This window comes from Magnetovibrio blakemorei (assembly GCF_001746755.1).
Classification (GTDB): Bacteria; Pseudomonadota; Alphaproteobacteria; order Rhodospirillales; family Magnetovibrionaceae; genus Magnetovibrio; species Magnetovibrio blakemorei.
In genome coordinates, this window is sequence record NZ_MCGG01000042.1 from 1 (window position 1) to 19,517 (window position 19,517).

The 19,517-nt window shown below is 56.1% G+C and carries 21 protein-coding genes; 3 read left to right on the forward strand and 18 right to left on the reverse strand.

All coding sequences use genetic code 11. The features are described 5' to 3' along the window. Both BEN30_RS11680 and BEN30_RS11685 read right to left on the reverse strand, forming a co-directional pair. On the reverse strand, positions 1–455 hold a 455-nt coding region (locus tag BEN30_RS11680; protein ID WP_139135000.1), incomplete at its 3' end, for a hypothetical protein. A 100-nt stretch (positions 456–555) separates the two neighbouring features. Then, a complete protein-coding gene (locus BEN30_RS11685) occupies positions 556–1,023 on the reverse strand; it encodes an Lrp/AsnC family transcriptional regulator (protein WP_069958519.1) in 468 nt (155 codons plus the stop codon). Between the two features lie 295 nt (positions 1,024–1,318). Here BEN30_RS11685 and ald point away from each other — a divergent pair, with 295 nt between their 5' ends. Further along, on the forward strand, positions 1,319–2,437 hold the full coding sequence (gene ald / locus BEN30_RS11690; RefSeq protein ID WP_069958520.1) for an alanine dehydrogenase: 1,119 nt from the start codon (positions 1,319–1,321) through the stop codon (positions 2,435–2,437). A gap of 120 nt (positions 2,438–2,557) precedes the next feature. On the opposite strand, the gene BEN30_RS11695 is transcribed toward ald, so the two are convergent. The 16 genes from BEN30_RS11695 to BEN30_RS11770 form a co-directional block, all read right to left on the reverse strand. Beyond that, positions 2,558–4,258 (reverse strand): monovalent cation:proton antiporter-2 (CPA2) family protein, encoded by a 1,701-nt coding sequence (locus BEN30_RS11695; RefSeq protein WP_211563388.1) that lies wholly within the window; start codon positions 4,256–4,258, stop codon positions 2,558–2,560. A 101-nt stretch (positions 4,259–4,359) separates the two neighbouring features. After that, on the reverse strand, positions 4,360–4,719 hold the full coding sequence (locus tag BEN30_RS11700) for a DUF4389 domain-containing protein (protein ID WP_069958521.1): 360 nt from the start codon (positions 4,717–4,719) through the stop codon (positions 4,360–4,362). A gap of 23 nt (positions 4,720–4,742) precedes the next feature. Then, positions 4,743–5,750, reverse strand: a complete 1,008-nt coding sequence (locus BEN30_RS11705; protein WP_084005449.1) for a M23 family metallopeptidase — start codon at positions 5,748–5,750, stop codon at positions 4,743–4,745. Beyond that, positions 5,751–6,401, reverse strand: coding sequence for a protein-L-isoaspartate(D-aspartate) O-methyltransferase (locus BEN30_RS11710; RefSeq protein WP_069958522.1), 651 nt, complete (start codon positions 6,399–6,401; stop codon positions 5,751–5,753). Then, positions 6,401–7,180, reverse strand: coding sequence for a 5'/3'-nucleotidase SurE (surE, locus tag BEN30_RS11715; protein ID WP_069958523.1), 780 nt, complete (start codon positions 7,178–7,180; stop codon positions 6,401–6,403). The genes BEN30_RS11710 and surE overlap by 1 nt, the downstream gene beginning before the upstream one ends. Before the next feature lie 2 nt (positions 7,181–7,182). Beyond that, positions 7,183–8,460, reverse strand: coding sequence for a serine--tRNA ligase (serS, locus tag BEN30_RS11720; RefSeq protein ID WP_069958524.1), 1,278 nt, complete (start codon positions 8,458–8,460; stop codon positions 7,183–7,185). Positions 8,461–8,481: 21 nt separating this feature from the next. Continuing rightward, a complete protein-coding gene (gene tatC / locus BEN30_RS11725) occupies positions 8,482–9,408 on the reverse strand; it encodes a twin-arginine translocase subunit TatC (RefSeq protein ID WP_069958525.1) in 927 nt (308 codons plus the stop codon). Then, on the reverse strand, positions 9,405–9,845 hold the full coding sequence (gene tatB / locus BEN30_RS11730; protein ID WP_069958526.1) for a Sec-independent protein translocase protein TatB: 441 nt from the start codon (positions 9,843–9,845) through the stop codon (positions 9,405–9,407). Before tatB ends, tatC begins: the two co-directional genes overlap by 4 nt. Positions 9,846–9,946: 101 nt before the next feature. Then, positions 9,947–10,183 carry a twin-arginine translocase TatA/TatE family subunit gene (locus tag BEN30_RS11735; protein WP_069958527.1) on the reverse strand — a complete coding sequence of 79 codons (237 nt, stop codon included), beginning with the start codon at positions 10,181–10,183 and terminating at the stop codon, positions 9,947–9,949. Positions 10,184–10,378: 195 nt separating this feature from the next. Further along, positions 10,379–11,488, reverse strand: a complete 1,110-nt coding sequence (scpB, locus tag BEN30_RS19165; protein WP_322091071.1) for an SMC-Scp complex subunit ScpB — start codon at positions 11,486–11,488, stop codon at positions 10,379–10,381. After that, a complete protein-coding gene (locus BEN30_RS11745) occupies positions 11,485–12,342 on the reverse strand; it encodes a segregation and condensation protein A (RefSeq protein ID WP_069958528.1) in 858 nt (285 codons plus the stop codon). The genes scpB and BEN30_RS11745 overlap by 4 nt, the downstream gene beginning before the upstream one ends. Before the next feature lie 29 nt (positions 12,343–12,371). Next, the gene (locus BEN30_RS11750; protein WP_069958529.1) at positions 12,372–13,070 is read right to left on the reverse strand and encodes a site-2 protease family protein; all 699 of its coding nucleotides are present in this window, start codon (positions 13,068–13,070) and stop codon (positions 12,372–12,374) included. Positions 13,071–13,080: 10 nt separating this feature from the next. Then, positions 13,081–14,136: a beta-N-acetylhexosaminidase gene (nagZ, locus tag BEN30_RS11755; RefSeq protein ID WP_084005451.1), complete on the reverse strand. Its 1,056-nt coding sequence runs from the start codon at positions 14,134–14,136 to the stop codon at positions 13,081–13,083. After that, positions 14,123–15,067: an SPOR domain-containing protein gene (locus BEN30_RS11760; protein WP_069958530.1), complete on the reverse strand. Its 945-nt coding sequence runs from the start codon at positions 15,065–15,067 to the stop codon at positions 14,123–14,125. Before BEN30_RS11760 ends, nagZ begins: the two co-directional genes overlap by 14 nt. A gap of 24 nt (positions 15,068–15,091) precedes the next feature. Continuing rightward, on the reverse strand, positions 15,092–16,846 hold the full coding sequence (gene argS, locus BEN30_RS11765; protein ID WP_069958531.1) for an arginine--tRNA ligase: 1,755 nt from the start codon (positions 16,844–16,846) through the stop codon (positions 15,092–15,094). A gap of 15 nt (positions 16,847–16,861) precedes the next feature. Then, entirely contained in the window at positions 16,862–18,061 is a 1,200-nt protein-coding gene (locus BEN30_RS11770; protein ID WP_069958532.1) for a deoxyguanosinetriphosphate triphosphohydrolase, read from the reverse strand. Positions 18,062–18,208: 147 nt separating this feature from the next. On the opposite strand from BEN30_RS11770, the gene erpA reads away from it, so the two are divergent. Next, on the forward strand, positions 18,209–18,559 hold the full coding sequence (gene erpA / locus BEN30_RS11775) for an iron-sulfur cluster insertion protein ErpA (protein WP_069958578.1): 351 nt from the start codon (positions 18,209–18,211) through the stop codon (positions 18,557–18,559). Between the two features lie 135 nt (positions 18,560–18,694). Continuing rightward, positions 18,695–19,498 carry an exodeoxyribonuclease III gene (gene xth / locus BEN30_RS11780; protein WP_322091072.1) on the forward strand — a complete coding sequence of 268 codons (804 nt, stop codon included), beginning with the start codon at positions 18,695–18,697 and terminating at the stop codon, positions 19,496–19,498. Positions 19,499–19,517: the final 19 nt, after the last annotated feature.

Consider the following 19,517-nt stretch of genomic DNA (forward strand, 5'->3'; position numbering starts at 1 on the left):
AGGGCGAACAAAATAACCACCACCATCATGAACATCAACAACGTGTAACGATGCGCATTGCCTTCGCGGCGCGATTTTGACTGGCTGATTTTGGTGTAGAGGGTCGAAAAATGCTGCTCGATCTGTTTGATTCGGCTGATTTCGTTAAACTGCCAGAATTGATACATGAGCAGAACAAAAACCACCCCGCACGTCAGCAAAATGGACAATGACGACAAGATGTTTGCGAAGGCCAGATTGGCCTTGGTGATCACGGTGATGGCGATGCACCCGCCGAACACCAACAAGGCCGCCCCGACGGAGCGCCATTGAATGTTCTTGGCAAACAAAATCGCCTCTGAGGCTTCGCGATGCAACAGGCGCAATTCCATATGAGTCATCTCGTCAAGAGACGAAGGGGTGTTTTCAAAGTGTTCGTCTTCGTGAGACGTTTCATCGGTGGTTTTTTTTGCCATGACTATTATCCCAATTCAAGCTGCACAACCACTATGATCCGCAATGCCTTCACACTGTACTTGTTTATTCAAAAGCCGGAAATCAACCCATTGCGAAAAATCAGGCTTCCAACACAAAGCCTTGCTTTTTACACACCCGGCGCATGGCAAAAATAGAGCGAATGCGCGCCACGCCGGGCAAGCGCGACAGGTAGGTTTTGTGCACGCGCTCATAATCTTCTGCCGACGACACCGAAACGCGCACCAAATAATCGGCTTCGCCTGCCATCAAGTAGCATTCCATGACGTCGGGAATTTCGGCGATGGCGGTTTCAAATGCGTCCAGAACCGCCTCGCTTTGGCTCGACAACGTGATCTCGATAAAAATGTTCGAAGACCGCCCCACGGCGCGCGGGTTGAGCAACGCGACGTACCCATCAATGACACCGTCTTGCTCCAACCGCCGCACCCGGCGCAGACAAGCCGAAGGCGACAGGTGCACCTTATCGGCCAAGTCCTGGTTGGTGATGCGACCATCATTTTGCAGCGTATCGAGAATTTTTACATCAGTTGCATCAAGACGGTACATTGCATATATCTTTCTAATATTCACACATTATTGTCTACATAACATATTTATTGCATTTACTGCTAAATTATCAGGAAAGTAACGCAACTTCGCAAGAACATTTCACATCAAATACGGTACGCTGTTTCTATATAAAACGAACGTTTCAAAGCGAGGCCACAGTTTTTCGCCGTTTTTCTCTGGGGCCAATTTTCATGCCCCCCAATTATCGAGCCCCCTTTCTCTGGGCTCTGGCCTGAAACGAAGCGACAACGCAAGCATACCCATCCAACCGACCGTTAGGGAGTTGAGAGCTATGTTGATCGGTGTCCCCAAAGAAATCAAAAACCACGAATACCGCGTCGGTCTGACCCCCGATAGCGTGCGCGAATTCGTCAACCATGGCCACGCTGTCATCGTTGAAACCAATGCAGGCATCGGCATCGGCTGTTTGGATGGGCAATATGAAGCCGCTGGAGCCACCATCTTAGGCACCGCCGCTGAAATCTTTGCCCGCGCCGATATGGTCGTCAAAGTCAAAGAACCCCAGGCGCATGAACGCAAAATGCTCCGCGAAGATCAGATTCTGTTCACCTATTTACACTTGGCCCCCGACGCCGCCCAGACCCGCGATTTGGTCGACAGTGGCGCGGTTTGTGTCGCCTACGAAACCGTCACCAGTGCTCAGGGCGGCTTGCCGCTGCTGGCCCCCATGTCCCAAGTCGCTGGACGCATGGCGATCCAGGCAGGCGCGCATTGCCTTGAAAAAGCCCACGGTGGGGCGGGTATGTTGCTGGGCGGCGTGCCCGGTGTCGCCCCCGCCAAAGTCACCATCATCGGCGGTGGTGTGGTGGGCGAAAATGCCATTCAGATGGCTTTGGGCATGGGTGCGGACGTCACCGTCTTGGACAGGAACGTCGAAGTGCTGAACGCGCTGAACAACCGCTTTGGCGCAGCCCTCAAAACCCTCTATTCATCGGCCAGCGCCTTGGAAAGCGCCGTGTTCGTTTCCGATTTGGTGGTGGGCGGCGTTCTGGTCACAGGCGCAGCGGCCCCCAAACTGGTCACCCGCGCCATGCTCAAGGGCATGCGCCCCGGGTCCGTGCTGGTGGACGTCGCCATCGATCAGGGCGGCTGCTTTGAAACCTCACACGCCACCACCCATACTGACCCGACCTTCATCATTGATGACATTGTCCACTATTGTGTCGCCAACATGCCCGGTGCGGTGCCGCGCACGTCCACCTACGCGCTGAACATCGCTACCCTGCCCTTTGGCCTGCAGTTGGCCGACAAGGGCTATCGTCAGGCGTTACAGGACAATCCGCACCTTCTCCAAGGTCTCAACGTCTACCACGGCCAGATCACCTACCAAGCCGTGGCCCATGACCAAGGCTACGCCTTTGTCGATCCGACCCAGGCGCTGGCGGCTTAGACGCGGCATAGACGCGGCATAGACGCGGCTTAGACTGGGACTGAATTATCACGACCCTACAAAAGAAAGGGAGCCAGCACACGATGTGCAGGCTCCCTTTCTTTATGTCCTGATAAGCCGTTACGTTTTTCCAAGCGGATCGGGCTCATGATAGCGGCGGCGGAAATCGTCAATCAGCGCCTGGACATCCTGATCTGGCGTGCTCACGTTGGCCAACGCCGCCCGCGCAAGCTCGATGCTGGCCTCCAGCGTTTCCGAGACGGCGACATCCACCCCAAGCGTCTTCAGCCGTTGACAGCTTTGCTGATTATGGCCTCGGGCAAAAATCGCCAGATGTGGAAAGTTGTGCCGCAACACCGAAACCAACTGCTCCGTAACGCCATGGTCATTCATGGCGATTATCGCCAAGGCTGCCTTTTCACCGCCTAACGCTTTTAAGACGCCGGGCCTTTCTGCGTCTCCATAAAACACCGCCCGCCCTTTGGCGTATTCACGCGCGACCAAGGTCGGGTCGTTATCAATGGCCACAAACGACACCTTTGCCAATTCGAGCACTTGGCCAATCTGTTGACCGACCCGGCCAAAACCGATGATGAGAATGGGTGCCGAGAGCGGCTCTTCTTTAACCGTCTGAATGGGTGAAATGTGCTGATCAGAGCTCTCAGACTTATGCAACTGCCGCGCCCAAAATGCCAGAAACGGTGTGACCAGCATGCTCAGAATGACCACCAACAAAAGTTGCTGGAACAAAACCTCATCCATAAGGCCAGAACCCAGCGCAACCGTAAAGATGACCAACGCGAATTCCCCGCCTTGTGCAAGGAACAGAGACACCATAAGGGCCCGTTTCGAAGCAAGCCCAAACAAGCGTGCCAGCGGCCAGATAACGACGGCTTTCAGGGCAATCAAGGCCGCAACCAAGCTGACCAGAAGCACGGGGTGGGAGAAAAGCAAATTCAGATCGAGGGTCATGCCCATCGACATAAAAAACAGCCCCAACAACAGCCCGCGAAAGGGCTGTGTTTCGGCAATGATCTGATGTCGGAAGGATGAATCTGCAATCAACAGCCCGGCCAAAAATGCCCCCATGGCCATCGAAAGACCGACGTGCTCCATCAAAAGGGCCGCACCCAGTACAAGCAACACGGCCATTGCGGTAAAGACTTCTGAGTTGTGTGACTGCGCGACGCGGTGAAAGATCGGCTGGAGAAGATAGCGCCCCGCAAAGATGACAAAAGCAACGATCAACACCGCTTCACCCAACGCAATAACGACATCCCCCGCCAAGTTGAACGTGGGCATGGTAAGCAGGGAAACCAAGGCAAGCAACGGCACAACAGCCAAATCTTGCAGCAACAAGATGGCGATGGAAGCCCGCCCCTGTTCAGAGGTGAGCATCTTATTTTCGCCAAGCAACTGAAGCACAAAAGCCGTCGAGGACAGGGCCAGGGCGGGACCGACAAGAATGGCGACCCGAAGCGGAACGCCGAACCCATAATGGACAACCGCGGCCAATACGGCACTGGTGCAGAGCACTTGAAGCGTACCCAGACCAAACAACAATCTGCGCATCATCAACAAGCGCGTGGGATTGAGTTCGATGCCAATGATAAAAAGCAACAGAACGACGCCGAGTTCCGCCAACTGGCCGATCTCATGCACATTCCCGATCAGCGCGAAGCCGTAGGGGCCGACAATCACACCTGCGATGACAAACCCAGGCACGCCCCCCATGCGCATGGATTGAAAAAGCGGAACCACAACAACAGCGGCTGTGAGTAAAATGGCGACATCTGAGAGGTAATTGATTGTGCTAACCAAGGTCTGAACTCATGACTCAATTTAATTTTTCACCTTTTACGCTCCCACCACGGGAGGGCGCGTTCACAATCAACCTACACGAAGCACCGCAATATTTGCCTCTAGTTTTTATCGGCAGGCGGATTTTTCTTTGCCGCTGGTTTACGCGATGGTTTGGGTGACGGTTTGGACGCTGGTTTGGATGCGGACTGAGGCCCCCAATCGCTGATGGGATAAGGCATGTGGTCGCTTTGATAGGTCAAGAACCACACCACATCTTGCACATACGCGCCCAAATCCCGGCCCAGGGTCTGCAGACGTTGATTTGGCTTTTTGGTAAACAAGACTGAAAAGAACTGCACTAAGACCGTTATCGCAATCAGCAATTCGGCAATGTTGAAGGCTAACGTAAATAGCGCGATGTACAGCAAGCGCATCCACGTCGATTTATCGGTCAAGTTGTCGCGGGTCTGGTTTTCCATTTCTCGCTCCAATGCAAAAACATTTACATGAGGTATTTTTTGGGATCGACCGCTGTCGCGCCCTTCCTCAATTCAAAATGTAGTTGCGGCGAGGTCACACTGCCAGTGCTGCCCACCTTAGAAATGCTTTGCCCCCGAGAAACCTTGTCTCCACGTTTGACCAAAAGCTCGTCATTGTGGGCGTAAGCCGTCACCCAACCGCCGTCATGCTTGATCAACAATAAATTGCCAAATCCGCGAATTTCGTTGCCAGCGTAAGCAACCACGCCGTTTTCCGCCGCCTTTACGGTGGCGCCCCTGGGTGCGGCAATGTTGATGCCGTCGTTTTGCATGCCTTTGTCTTTGCTGCCATAACTGGACAAAAGCTTGCCTTCAATCGGCCAACTAAATTTTCCGCCGGAGCGTTTGGGCGGCTCCGGCACGGTGGATATGGCCTGTTGAGTGCTTTGGGGACGGGTTGGCGTAACCGTTTGAGAGGGCGAAGAGGCCGGTGGAGGCGGCGTGCTGGCAACCGTCGTGCCTGTGCCACCATACGCGGTCCCGTTTCTGGGGATGCGCAGCTTTTGCCCCGGATAGATGGTGTAAGGGCTGCGAATGCCGTTCACGCGGGCAATCGAAAAGGCGTCGGATTGATAACGCTTGGCGATGAGCGCCAAATATTCGCCTCTTTGCACCGTGTGCACCCGACCGCTGGGCAATACCAGACGCTGACCGATATCGAGCTCATAGGGCGGGCGCAAGTTGTTGGCGTCAATGATATCACGCGGCGACAGCTTGTGAAGCCGGGCGATGGAATAGACCGTATCGCCCTTGCCGACCTTGACAGAGGTGGCGTTGATGTACCCATCACTGCTGCCCGGTCGATTGCTCAGGCGAGGCCCGTCACCGGGCGGCGGCCATTGCGCCCAGCCGCACGCCGACAGGGTGAGCAATATGCCCACACTGAGGATGGGCCTGAGAATCCGGACGACAGCGTTCATCATGGGCGGATTATGACCGGAGCCGCGCCCCACATCAATGGCCTCAAACACTTAAGGCAGAACTTCCCCTTCGACAAAGGGCACAAAGCGCACCCAGCCGAGATCGCTGATTTCGGTGCCGTCATCGGTGCGCACCACCTTGACCAAACGTTGATCGTGCTGGTCGTCGCCAATGGGCACCACCATAATGCCGCCGATGGCCAGCTGATCGACCAGAACCGGGGGAATATCAATGGCGGCGGCGGTGACGATGATGCGATCAAACGGGGCCTGTTCCGGCCACCCTTTGGAGCCGTCGCCACAGCGCGTGGTGATGTTGTGGATACGCAATTGGGCAAACCGTTTGATGGCTTCGTCTTGCAACATGCGATGGCGTTCGATGGTGTACACTCGTCGACACATTGGCGCTAAGATCGCCGCCTGATAGCCCGATCCGGTGCCGATTTCCAACACTTTGCAGCGATCCGTCAGTTCCAACGCCTCGGTCATGATGGCCACCACCAAAGGCTGGCTGATGGTTTGATGATGACCGATGGGCAGCGCGGCGTTTTCAAAGGCGCGGTCTTGAAACGCCTGGGGAACAAACAGTTCACGGGGCGTGCGTTCCATGATGTCTATTACGTCATCCGCAACATTGTTTTTGCGCAACTCAAAAACCAACTGCATCATTCCGGGATTACGGGTTGAGGCTGGTGTCATCATCAAAACACCCCCTTCAAGGTCTTCAACATGGTGCGATGGGTCAAGTCCAGGCCCAACGGGGTAATCGACACGGCGTTGCGGCTGGTGGCTTCCAGGTCACTGCCTTTGATCGAGCGGTCTTCGTCGCGTTGCGCGCCGATCCAGTAATAGGGTGCGCCCTTGGGGTCCTTGCCTTGGAGCAATTCACAGCCGATTTTACGTCTTCCTTGGCGGGTGATTTCGATCCCTGAGACGGCGTCCACCGGGCAATCGGGAATGTTGACGTTCAGCAACACACCGCGGGGAAAGCTGAGACCGCTGACTTTGGCCATAATCTGTTCGACAAATGCCTCCGCCGTTTTCCAGTGCGCTTTGGCGCTGTCGGGCGCCACCAATGAAATCGCCAGCGACGGAATGCCCAAAAGGGTGCCTTCCATGGCGGCGGCAACGGTGCCGGAATAGGTGACGTCTTCGCCCAAATTGCCACCCCGGTTGATGCCCGACACGACCAGATCGGGCGGGTTGTCTTTCATCACTTCATGAACCGCCAGCATCACCGAGTCCGTGGGCGTGCCGGTGACGGCAAATTTGCGCGGCGAAATTTTATGAATGCGCAGCGGATTGCGCAAGGTCAGGGAATGGCCGGCAGCACTTTGCTCGGTCAGCGGGGCCACCACCCACACCTCCCCGGCGATGCGTTTCATCACCCGTTCCAGAGCCTTCAGCCCCGGCGCATGGACGCCATCATCATTGGAAAGAAGCACCCGTGCCTTTGACAGATCGGGGACCCGTTCACGCATGATCAGCGACCGCCCTCAATGACCTCAAGTCCGCCCATATAGGGTCGCAAGGCGTCAGGCACGGTGATGGAGCCGTCCGCATTTTGGTAGTTTTCAAGAACCGCAACCAAGCACCGCCCCACCGCCAAGCCCGACCCGTTCAGAGTATGGACGAATTCCGGCTTCTTTTCGCCAGCGCGCTTGAACCGCGCGTTCATACGTCGAGCCTGAAAATCGCGGGTGTTGGAACAGCTGGAAATTTCCCGGTAGGTGTCTTGGCCGGGCAGCCACACTTCGATGTCGTGCGTTTTCACCGCGCCAAAGCCCATGTCCCCGGTGCACAAGGTGATGGTGCGGTACGGCAATTCAAGCGCTTCCAAAATGCCTTCCGCACAGCCCGTCATGCGCGCCAACTCGGCGTCGGACTCTTCCGGTTTGACGATGGAGACCATTTCCACCTTGGTGAATTGGTGTTGGCGGATCATGCCGCGCGTGTCCTTGCCCGCCGATCCCGCTTCGGAACGGAAGCACCACGTCATCGCCGTGACCCGGCGGGGCAAGTCAGTCTCATCCAGCATCGAACCCGACACCATGTTGGTGAGCGGCACTTCGGCGGTGGGGATCAGCCAAAAATCATCTTCGGTGTGAAACAAATCTTCGGCGAACTTGGGCAATTGCCCGGTGCCGTAAAGGGCCGAGTCTTTGACCAGGGCGGGCGGATTGATTTCCATGTAGCCGTTTTTGCCGGTTTGCTGGTCCAGCATGAAATTCGCCAAGGCCCGTTCCAGGCGCGCCAGCGCGCCTTTCAGCAACACAAAGCGCGCGCCGGATATTTTGGCGGCGGTCTCAAAATCCATCAGCCCCAAGCCCTCGCCCAAATCGACGTGGTCTTTGACTTTAAAATCGAAACTTTTGGGGGTGCCCCATTTTTTGACTTCGACGTTGTCCGCTTCCGAGGTGCCGTCGGGCACGTCCGCATCGGGCAGGTTGGGAATGGTCGAAAGGGCCGCTTGCAGCTTGTCGGTGGCTTCTTTGGCTTTTTGTTCCGCTTCGGCTTGGGCGTCCTTGGATTTGGAAACCTCTTCGATCAAATCGGACGCGTCTTCGCCACGGGCCTTGCGGTTGCCCACTTCCTTGGCCACGGCGTTGCGCTTGGATTGAATGTCTTGCGCCAACGTGCCCAAGGCTTTGCGCTCGTCATCCAAGGCCAGCAGGCTGGCGCTTACGGGTGCCACGCCGCGACGCGCCAAGGCGGCGTCAAAGGCTTCGGGGTTTTCGCGAACTTTGCGGATGTCGTGCATGGTGTCTCCCCTTCGCCGCTCTTATGGCTCAGGTACTTCGTCAAATTTGTTTTTATCGCCAAATTCGGACTTTTTTTCCGGCTCAGCGGGACCCGTTTGGTCCTCGTCTTCGTCGAACTCCAAGCCCTTTTCTTTGTCGTCGTCATCTTCTTCGTCATCGTCTTCTTTAGGGCGATCTTTTTCAATCATGGCGACGGACAAGATGGAGATTTCGTACAGCAACAAAGACGGCACCGCGAGACCGATTTGCGTGATCACGTCGGGCGGCGTCAAGATGGCGGCGGCGATGAAGGCAATCACGATTGCGTAGCGGCGCTTTTCGCGCAGCCCCTTGGCCGTCACCATGCCCGCACGGCCCAACAGGGTCAGGATCACCGGCAGCTCAAACGCCAGGCCAAAAACAAAGATCAAGCGCATCACCAAAGACAGGTATTCGCTGACCTTGGTTTCCATTTCGATGGGGATGCCGGTGTCGCCGGGGCACACCTGGAAGCTGGCGAAAAAGGACCATGCCACGGGAAACACGAAGTAATACGCCAGCGCCGCACCAAAGAAAAACAGGACCGGCGAAGCCACCAAAAACGGCAGCAAAGCGCGCTTTTCATTTTTATAGAGGCCGGGGGCGACAAACTTCCAAAACTGTGCGGAAACAAACGGAAAGCTCAAGAACATCGCCGCGAACAGCGAGACTTTGATGTAGGTGAAAAAGATTTCATGCGGTGCGGTGGAGATCATCCGCTTGCTGCCGCAGGGCTGATTGCTCAGTACATCGGAAAGCGGTTGGGCCAAGAACGCATAGATATATTCCGACAGTCCATAGCAGGCAAAAAACAGCACCAAGATGATGCCCAGCGAAACCATCAGGCGCTGGCGCAGCTCCAACAGGTGCGACATCAACGGCGCTTTGTCGTCGTCGTGGTTTTCTGTTGGGGCAGATTTGCTGGTCACGATGTCTGCTCCGTTTTTGGGCTGCTTTTGGCGACGGGCATAACGTCATCGTCATCGTCAACGGCACCGTCGGGGATCGGAACTTCGTCGGACGGCTCTAAAATTTCGCCAAGATCAACACCTTTAGCGGAACCGGAGGTGATTTTGCGGGTTTCGTCTTCGCTCAGGTCCAAATCCTTGGCGATGTCGGTCCCCACCGTCTGTTCCAGTTCTTTTTTCAGATCGTCGCTGCCGTCCATGAGGGTTTTTTTCACATCGGCCAAATCGGCTTCACGCACCATGTCGTCGATGCCCGTCTGAAATTCACGCGCCATCATCCGCGCCTTGCGAATCCAAGACGTGACGAGCTTGATGGTTTTGGGCAGGTCCTTGGGGCCAATCACGATCAACGCGAGGACCGCAACGACGAACAATTCCTGCCAGCCGATGTCAAACATGGCCGATTACCGCCTGAAGAGGTGAACCGAAAAACGCCGCCGCTCGAATGTGAACGTCGGCACACAGACCCACAACCGAAGAAAATTGCAAAAACAAGACCTTAAGCCTTGTCTTTGTCTTCGGTCTTTGCGTCGACAACCGCAGATTTCTTTTCTTCGATCGCTTCGCTTTTGGCGACGGGCGCATCTTCTTCTTCGCCGTCTTTCATGCCCTTCTTAAAGGATTTCAGGCCCTTGCCAAAATCACCCATAAGGCCAGAAATCTTGCCGCGACCGCCAAACAACAGCAACACAATCGCCAAAACGATCACCCACTGCCAAATACCCATTACACCCATGTCGTTTTCCCGTCCTTATGGTGAATTGTCACCTTACCTGATCCCCTCAAATGAGGGTTTTTTCTGAGATATCGAAATTTCGTCAACCCAGAGCAATATCAACTGAATGACTTACATACAGAGCCGTTGGTCCGGGATCAAGGGAAACGGTGCGCTGCAGCAAAATGAACTCGAAAAAGGCTGCATTACCCCCTCTTAATTGTCCTCAAACGCATCGTCTTGCTCTTCCGTCTCTTCTTTGTTCTTTTCGGCTTCGCGTTCCAAGGCCTGCACGGCGCTCTTCACCGCGTCGGCAACCGCGCCCATGGCGGCGTCCAGCTTATCGGCGGTGGCTTTGGTGGTGCCGGAACTGTCCAATTCCTCTTTCGGTTCCGGTTCTGGTTTGGCATGCGACTGCTCGATAGCGTCTTCCAAAGGCGTGATGTTCGGGTCGGAGACCTTGACGTCGTCGTCTTCGTTATGGTGCTCGGAGCGCACGATTTGGGCTTCGGTCAGCTTGAAGGTTTCTTGGACTTCGGCGGACGTCTGCATATTGGCGCGGATCGAGTACGCTTCCATAGCCGGGCGCGAATCCAACAAGCCCATGGCGCGCAGTTCTTTCAGCCCCGGCAATTGGCTGACGCTTTCCAAGCCAAAGTGATCCAGGAAATTATCGGTGGTGCCCCACTGCATCGGGCGGCCCGGCGTATCGCGCCGTCCGCGCGGTTTGATCCAGCCTTCTTCAAACAACAAATCCAACGTCCCTTTGGACAGGGACACACCGCGAATTTCTTCGATTTCGGCGCGGGTAACGGGCTGATGATAGGCAATAATGGCCAGCGTTTCGATGGCCGCACGGGACAATTTGCGCGACACTTCGACTTCCAGGTTCAGCCGTGCCCCCAAATCCGGTGCGGTGCGAAAGGCCCAGGACCCGCCCCGGCGCACCAAGGTCACGCCGCGGCCTTCATAAAAGCCCTTGAGATTGAACAGCAGCGCCTTGACGTTTACGCCTTCGGGCAAGCGATGGGCCAACGCACGTTCGGATACCGGTTCGGCGGACGCAAACATCACGGCTTCCAACAACCGCACCATATCGGGATCGATTTCGCTGTCATCGACGCCGTCCAAATCGTCCAGGTCGTCGTTTTCCAGCTCATCAAACGCAGAATTGGCGGCTTTGATGGCCGCTTCACGGGCCAGCGCCGGGTTTAACGGCGATGAGGACGCTTCATCCTCAGACTCGTCAGAGTCCGTTGACTCCGGGTCATCGATCTCGACCTCGTCAATCTGTGGATCTTCGTATTCGTCTTCCATATGCGTCATTCTTCGCTACCGGGCTCTTCAGGATCAGGTTTTGCATCGTGGACGAACGGCTTGGTCCAATCCTCGGTGGTTTGAAAATAGATATCGCCAAAGGTGCCGTCTTGGCGAACTTTTAAGCGGCCTTCCTTGACCAACTGTAACACGGCGCCAAACGTACCCGCCATGGCGGAACGACGGGTGAGCGGGCTTGTCAGATTGTCGGGCAAAAAGCTGGTGAGCATCTGCCAATCGGGCACGTGACCGACCAGCGCGCGCAACCGCACCAGCGCATCTTCGATGGCGTGCAGTTCCCACGATTTTTCGATGTTCAAGGTAAGGCCCTTGGTGCCGCGGCTTTTGTGCTGAGCATAGGCGCGGATCAAATCGCTTAAAGACGCCTCAAAAATCGTGCGCTGGGTGGTGCGGAAGCGTTCCTTGGCCCCGCGGGAATAAAAATCTTGGCCCAACTTGGCCAGCGCCATCAGCTTCGCCCCGGCGTTTTGCATGGCTTCCAGGCGTTGCAGCTGAAATTGCAGCGCGGCGGCCAGTTCTTCACCCGTGGGCTCGTCTTCCTTGGTCATATTGGGGATCAGCAAGCGCGATTTCAAATACGCCAGCCACGCCGCCATGACCAGATAATCGGCCGCAAGTTCCAGGTTTTTGCTGCGCGCTTCCGCCACGAATTTGAGATACTGATCGGCCAACTGGACGATGGAAATGTGAATCAAGTCGACTTTTTGTTCGCGCGCCAACGACAACAGCACGTCAATCGGCCCCGCATAGCCATCCACCTCAACCTCAAAAGGCGAGATCGACGGCATTTGTGGCAAGGCCTCTTCATCGTAATCAGACAGGTATAATCCGTCGTCCGACATTACCTTTTGTTCTCCAACATCGTCTTGCGCTAACGAATTCCCGTTATCGTAATAATCAGTTCCATGACCGCTTGCGACGGAACCAAAACCAAGGTGGTAAAAACATTCAAATCTAGGCCGATCTTGCCACCGATCCACGGCAGGATAAACAGCGCGAAAATCAAGATCGCGAAACCGACCCGTTCCAACCGTGCCACTTGGGACGAAAACGGTTCGGGCAACAGCCCCACGGCAATGCGTCCGCCATCCAAAGGCGGCAGCGGCAACAAATTGAACATCGCCAATATGACGTTTACTTTTAAAGCATTAAGAAGGTTTTGAAAGACCCAATCAACCAATTCCACGGGCAGGTACTGAAGCCCATGCATCAACGACGTGGCGACGATGGCGATCAAAATGTTGGCCCCGGGCCCGGCGGCGGCGACCAAGATCATATCCAGGCGCGGGCGACGCAAACGACCAAAATTCACCGGAACGGGCTTGGCGAATCCAAACATGAATTGCCCCCCGCTCAACAGCAACAGGGCCGCAGGCATGATGATGGTGCCATACAGATCAATGTGTTTGATCGGATTGAAGGTCACCCGCCCCATGCGCAAGGCGGTGTCGTCGCCCAGTTTGGACGCCATCCAACCGTGCGCGGCTTCATGCAGCGTCACGGCCAAAACGATGGGAATGACCCAAACGGAGGCCACCGCCAAAAAATGGTACAGATCAAAATCGCCCATAAGTCCGGAATTATCCCAATAAGGTGTCGAAACGGTGGCGCGCTTTGGCGTGTTCTTTTTTCGATGCAAACGGCTTTGTGGCGCTGGCGGTCAGAAGCTTGCTGATTTTATAGCGCGCCCAGCCCCCCCGCGTCATCTCAGAACCATCCACAGCCACACCTTCGGCCACTTGGACCATTTCGTCCATGTCACCGTTGCAGTGCAGCGCCACGTCGCAGCCCGCCTTCAGGCACGCGGAGGTACGTTCGACAAAGCTGCCAGACAGCGCCTTCATGGACAAATCATCAGACACCAGCACGCCCTGAAAACCGAGCTGCCTGCGAATCACATTTTCAATGATGCCCGGCGACAAGGTGGCGGGCAGGTCTGGATCAAGGGCCGCATAGACCACATGCGCGGTCATCGCCCATCCCGCCATATGAAGGCTTCGAAATGGCGCAAAATCGACAGTTTGCAAATCCTCTAGCGCCGCATCAACCTTCGGCAAATCTTTATGGCTGTCCACCAGGGCGCGGCCGTGACCGGGAATGTGCTTGATGACAGGGGTGATACCGCCCTTCATCAAACCATCCATAAACGCCTTGGCCAGTTGCACGATGGTGTCGACATCCGGGCCAAAGGCGCGGTCGCCGATGATGGGGTCTGCCCCCGGTTGGGGCACGTCGAGTACCGGCGCGCAATCAATGGAAATGCCCAAGTCCGCCAGCTCGTGACCAATCAGGCGACCGCCCAGCTTGGCGGCTTCAAGCCCCTGGTCGGGGTCTTTGGCAAACAGAGTGGCATAGGCTTTGGCAGCGGGAAATTCAGGCCAGTGAGGCGGCCTCAATCGCGCCACCCGTCCACCTTCTTGGTCGATCAAGACCGGTGCATCATCGCGGCCCACACAGACGCGAAACGCCTCAACCAGGGCACGGACCTGTTTGGGACTGTCGCAGTTGCGCTGAAACAAGATCAAGCCAAGCGGGTTGGTCGCGCGAAAAAAGGCGTGCTCCTCAGACGTCAGCTCACACCCCGAACAGCCAAAGACGACCGCCGAGGGCTTCGAAATCGGCTTATGGCTTGGCAAGCAAGCACCCCACGTTGCGCTTTTTCAGCTCATCACAAATGGCTTTGGCTTCATTGCGATCCGCAAACCAGCCGCCGCGCACACGGTAAAAAATGCCCTTGGCACCCAAATCGGCGCGTTGAATCACCAGTTCAAGTCCGCCCAAAACATCCGGGTGGGCCTTTGACAAGCGCGCCCATTCGGACTTTGCATCCGATTCATTGCGCACCGCAGAAAGCTGAATCATGTAGCCTTGCCCTGCCGTTCCGGAGGCTTTCGCCGTTGCCGGAGCAGGTGCTGGAGCAGGTGCCGGAGCGGGCGTTGCAACAGGCGCAGGTGCCGAGGCGGGGACGGGCGCAGGTTTCACCACAGGAGCCGCCTTGGCTTCCGTCTTCACATCGGCCTTGGGGGCAATAATATTCACCGGGCCTTTGGCCGCAGCTTTTTCAGGTTCCGGCACAGGTGCAGCAGACACCACATCCGGTTCGCCAGCATCTATTTCAGAGGGCATCGCGTCCGGAGACAGGGGCGCAGTCATTGACGGAGGCATAGATTTTGGCGGCTCAATCGGGGTTTCCGGGGGCGGCAGCAAACGCTCCACCTGCCCTGCGCCACCACTACCTGTATCTTGCTCACCCGCCATGCGGTCATAAACCAACTTGTCGCGGTCCGGCACTTTCATGCCGCCCGGATCGGTGGGTTTTTCCTTCAAGGCAAATTTCGGCGCCAAGATCATCGGCACATTGTTTGAAGCGGCCGCCATATCTTCGGCATTTTGGCTTTGCAGATATAGCCATGCCGCCCAGCCGCCGCCGGCCACGATCAGCACCAACACCACCCACAGCCACAGGCCCTGGCCCTTATCAGGCTGGCTTTTGGCGATCAATTCAAAGTCCAGAAGCTCGGAAGCGTCGGGAACATTGTCTTCATAAGAATCGGGATCTGTATTCATGAGCCAAATAATACCGAAAAAGAGTTAACGCATTTCTTCTACTGGGGTGACGCCGAACACCTTTAAGCCAGAACCGATCACATTCGCCACCGCGCGGATCATCGCCAAGCGCGCCAAGGTCAATTCTACGTCATCAGCCATGATAAAGCGCAACGATTTATCGTCCTTGCCTTTGTTCCACAGGCCATGGAAGCTGGCCGCCACCTCGCCCAAGTAGAACGCGATGCGGTGCGGTTCGTGGGCCAAGGCGGCGCTTTCGACGATGCGCGGCCACTGACACATCAATTTGATCAGCTGCAGTTCATTTTCATCGCTCAAACGCTCCAATTTCGCACCATGAATGGCGTCAATCGAAACCGTTTCCGCCCCCAGTTCATCGGCCGCCATACGCATCACCGAATTCACCCGCGCGTGGGCGTACTGGACATAGAAAACCGGGTTGTCTTTGGATTGTTCCGTCACCTTGGCAAAATCAAAATCCAGCCCAGCGTCGTTTTTACGGGTCAGCATGATGAAGCGCACCACGTCCTTGCCGACATTGTCGACAACATCGCGCAAGGTCACGAAAGTCCCTGCCCGCTTGGACATTTTGACCGGCTCACCGTGATCCAACAGCGACACCATCTGACACAGCTTCACATCCAACTGGCCTTGGCCACCCGTCAACGCCTTAATCGCCGCCTGCATGCGTTTCACGTAACCGCCATGATCGGCACCCCAAACGTCGATCATGTCGGCATAACCGCGCCGATATTTGTCCAGGTGATAGGCCATATCAGTGGCGAAATAGGTCCAAGAGCCGTCAGATTTGGCCACCGGACGGTCCACGTCATCGCCAAACTGGGTGGCTTTGAACAAGGTCTGTTCGCGCTCTTCCCAATCGTCGGGCAATTTGCCTTTGGGGGGCTCCAAAACGCCTTCGTAGATCAAACCTTGGTCTTTAAGAAACGCCAGCGCTTCGTCCACCTTGCCCGCCTGAACCAAGGCGCGTTCAGAGGTAAAGACGTCGTGTTCAACCCCCATGACCGCCAAATCTTCACGGATCATGTCCATCATCGCGTTGATGGAATACTCGCGCATCATGGGCAGCCAGGTGGCCTCGTCGGCGTTTTTCCATTTGTCGCCATCGCGCGCGGCCAAGGCTTCGGCCGGGGCCACCAAATAATCGCCCGGATACAGGCCTTCGGGGATGGCCCCGATGTCTTCGCCCAAGGCTTCCAAGTAACGCACACGCATTGAGCGCGCCAACACATCGACCTGCGCGCCCGCATCGTTAACGTAATATTCGCGGGTGACGTCAAATCCGGCCTTGTCCAACAGCAACGCCAAGGCATCGCCGAACACGGCACCGCGCGCATGGCCGACATGCATCGGCCCGGTGGGGTTGGCGGACACGTATTCGACGTTGACCTTCGCCCCGTCGCCGGTGGCGCTATCGCCGTAAGCCACGCCAGAATCTAAAATATCGCGCAGCCGGGCATGCCAGAAATCATCGCTCAAGCGCATGTTCAAAAAGCCCGGTCCGGCAATTTCCACACCCGTCACGCCGGGCAAGCTTTCGGCCTTGGACGCCAACAAGGCGGCGATATCACGGGGGTTTTTCCCGGCTGGTTTCGCCAGCACCATGGCGGCGTTGGTGGTGATGTCGCCGTGGGACGTTTCGCGCGGCGGTTCGACCGTAATGCGGCTGAGATCAAGACCTTGGGGGAGATCGCCAGCGGCGACCCGTTCCTCGATCAAGGCGGCGATTTGGTCACGAAAATGGGTAAACAGGTTCATTGTGTATTCTCAGATTCAGCCCAACGAAAATTCGCTGGTGCGGGCCTGCAAATCAAACAGGCGACGGTGTTCGTCCAGGGCATGGCGGTCGGTCATGCCGGCAATGTAATCGGCGACCACGCGCGCGGTCAGCTCGTCTCCCGCACCGTTGGTGCCCACTTGCCATTCCGTCGGCATGGTGCCGGGCTCTGACAAAAACAGCTCAAACAAGTCTTTCACCACGCGGCGCGCTTTGGAGGTCATGCGGTTCAGCTTGTAATGCCGATACATGTTGGGAAACAAGAATTCTTTCAATTCTCGGTCGTTTTTCGCCATTTCATCGGAAAACCCGAACAATGGCTCGCCATAATTTCTGACGTCATCGACGCTTTGCGGTTTGGCGTCAGCCAAACGGGTGCGCGACTCTGCCAAGATATCTTCGACCATCATGCCGATGGTGCGCCGCACCACTTCATGCACGGTGCGCGAAAAATCGAGGTCCGGATAGCGTTTTTCGACCTCAGTAAAGGTCTCGCCGACAAAATCCACCTGACGAATGTCGTCAATGGTGAACAATCCGGCGCGCAGACCATCGTCGATATCGTGGTTGTTGTAAGCCACATCGTCGGCGACGGCGGCGATTTGCGCTTCGCCCGATGCATACGTGCTCAAGCCCAAATCTTGGTCCTTGGCGTATTCAACGATGGCCCACGGCAACGGCTTGGCCTCGGCAAAGCCGGTCAGCGGGCCGTTGTGTTTGACCACCCCTTCCAAGGTTTCCCAGGTCAAATTCAAGCCGTCAAAGTCCGCATAGCGTTGTTCCAACTTGGTCACCACGCGCAAAGACTGGGCGTTGTGATCGAACCCGCCGTAGGGCGCCATCAAATCTTCCAGCGCGAATTCGCCCGCGTGACCAAACGGGGTGTGGCCCAAATCGTGGGCCAACGCCAAGGTTTCCGCCAAGTATTGGTTCAGGTTCAAACACTGGGCAATGGACCGGGCGATTTGCGACACTTCCAGGGAATGGGTCAAGCGGGTGCGGAAAAAATCGCCTTCGTGGTTCACAAAAACCTGGGTTTTGTACTGCAAACGGCGAAACGCCGCCGCGTGAATGATGCGGTCGCGGTCGCGCTGAAAGCAGCTACGGGTGGCGCTTTCCGGCTCATCGTGCAAGCGCCCCCGGCTTTCTTCGGGTTTGCAGGCGAAAGTGGCGAAGTTTTCTGACGAAGTGTTCATGCAGGGAAACTACCCTTCCGCCCCTCACCCTGCAAGCCCTCAAGGGCCGCATATGCGTTGACTTTTGGACTTTGCACCTTACATCCAAGAGCAAATGATCTATTATTGACCATCCCTGAAAAAGATTAAGCCCCAACAGAGGTGCCCATGCCCGATACAACTGAAGTTCAAGACGGCCTGAAAATCGGCGACGGTGCGGTGACGCGCATCAAATTGTTGATTGAAAACGAAGGCAATCCGGAGATGAAGCTGCGCATTGGCGTGACCGGCGGCGGCTGTTCTGGTTTTCAATACAATTTCAGCTTAGACGCCACCGTCAACGATGATGACTTGGTGTTTGAACGCGATGGCGTCAACGTGGTGGTGGATGAAGTCTCGGTCCCGTTTGTAAACGGTGCCGTGCTGGACTTCAAAGCCGACTTGATGGGCCAGTATTTCACCGTCGAAAACCCCAACGCCACGTCCACATGCGGTTGCGGCACCTCATTTTCGGTCTAAAACCGCATCTTTAGGGAAACAAACATGCGCACCCGGAAATATTATAAAGTCTGGACGTACCTGTTTTTGTTCCTGTTTTTGACCTATATCTTGTATTCGCTCAACACCATTATTGCGCGCTGAGTTTATGGCCTAATGCCTTTGAAAATCGCCACCTGGAACGTTAATTCCCTCAAAGCGCGCAAGGAGCACCTGATGCGGTGGCTGGGCGAATTCGACCCGGACGTTGTGTTGCTGCAAGAGCTTAAAGGCGTGGAAGACATCTTTCCCTGGGAAGACGTCAAAGCGGCGGGCTATTACGCCGAAGTTGTTGGTCAAAAGACCTACAATGGGGTCGCAATCTTATCCAAAACGCCCATCGAAGTCACCGCCACCCGCCTGCCCGATATTGAGGCCGGGGACGCGGATGACGAACAAGCCCGTTATGTTGAAGGCACCGTGTGCAATTCGCATGGTGAACGTGTGCGGGTCGGCTGTATCTATCTGCCCAACGGCAACCCGGCACCGGGCGAAAAATACGATTACAAACTGCGCTGGATGCGACGTCTTTACGCCCACGCCCGCGCACTTTTACAAACCGAAGAAGCGTTTGTGCTGGGCGGCGATTACAACGTCATCCCCGAACCCCAAGACGTCTATGAACCCAAAAACTGGGTCCGCGATGCGCTGTTCTTGCCCGAAAGCCGCAATGCCCTGCGTTGCATTGTGAACTTGGGTCTAACGGATGCCTTTCGCGCTTGCAATGCCGAAGGCGGACGCTATTCGTGGTGGGATTACCGGGCCGGTTCATGGGACCGGGACGAAGGCTGTCGCATCGACCACTTGCTGCTGAGCCCCCAAGCCGCCGACAAACTCACCGCCAGCGGCATCGACAAAACGCCCCGCAGTTGGGACAAACCATCCGATCACACCCCGGTGTGGTGTGAGTTGGCACTCTAATCACCGTTTTAATCAGAGA

What these genes read in the sequence shown, in the direction of transcription:
- BEN30_RS11685 (WP_069958519.1), bottom strand. Translation starts at nt 1,023, where the DNA reads ATGTACCGTCTTGATGCAACTGATGTAAAAATTCTCGATACGCTGCAA.
- ald (WP_069958520.1), top strand. Translation starts at nt 1,319, where the DNA reads ATGTTGATCGGTGTCCCCAAAGAAATCAAAAACCACGAATACCGCGTC.
- BEN30_RS11700 (WP_069958521.1), bottom strand. Translation starts at nt 4,719, where the DNA reads ATGGAAAACCAGACCCGCGACAACTTGACCGATAAATCGACGTGGATG.
- BEN30_RS11710 (WP_069958522.1), bottom strand. Translation starts at nt 6,401, where the DNA reads ATGATGACACCAGCCTCAACCCGTAATCCCGGAATGATGCAGTTGGTT.
- surE (WP_069958523.1), bottom strand. Translation starts at nt 7,180, where the DNA reads ATGCGTGAACGGGTCCCCGATCTGTCAAAGGCACGGGTGCTTCTTTCC.
- serS (WP_069958524.1), bottom strand. Translation starts at nt 8,460, where the DNA reads ATGCACGACATCCGCAAAGTTCGCGAAAACCCCGAAGCCTTTGACGCC.
- tatB (WP_069958526.1), bottom strand. Translation starts at nt 9,845, where the DNA reads ATGTTTGACATCGGCTGGCAGGAATTGTTCGTCGTTGCGGTCCTCGCG.
- BEN30_RS11735 (WP_069958527.1), bottom strand. Translation starts at nt 10,183, where the DNA reads ATGGGTGTAATGGGTATTTGGCAGTGGGTGATCGTTTTGGCGATTGTG.
- scpB (WP_322091071.1), bottom strand. Translation starts at nt 11,488, where the DNA reads ATGACGCATATGGAAGACGAATACGAAGATCCACAGATTGACGAGGTC.
- BEN30_RS11745 (WP_069958528.1), bottom strand. Translation starts at nt 12,342, where the DNA reads ATGTCGGACGACGGATTATACCTGTCTGATTACGATGAAGAGGCCTTG.
- BEN30_RS11750 (WP_069958529.1), bottom strand. Translation starts at nt 13,070, where the DNA reads ATGGGCGATTTTGATCTGTACCATTTTTTGGCGGTGGCCTCCGTTTGG.
- BEN30_RS11760 (WP_069958530.1), bottom strand. Translation starts at nt 15,067, where the DNA reads ATGAATACAGATCCCGATTCTTATGAAGACAATGTTCCCGACGCTTCC.
- argS (WP_069958531.1), bottom strand. Translation starts at nt 16,846, where the DNA reads ATGAACCTGTTTACCCATTTTCGTGACCAAATCGCCGCCTTGATCGAG.
- BEN30_RS11770 (WP_069958532.1), bottom strand. Translation starts at nt 18,061, where the DNA reads ATGAACACTTCGTCAGAAAACTTCGCCACTTTCGCCTGCAAACCCGAA.
- erpA (WP_069958578.1), top strand. Translation starts at nt 18,209, where the DNA reads ATGCCCGATACAACTGAAGTTCAAGACGGCCTGAAAATCGGCGACGGT.
- xth (WP_322091072.1), top strand. Translation starts at nt 18,695, where the DNA reads ATGCCTTTGAAAATCGCCACCTGGAACGTTAATTCCCTCAAAGCGCGC.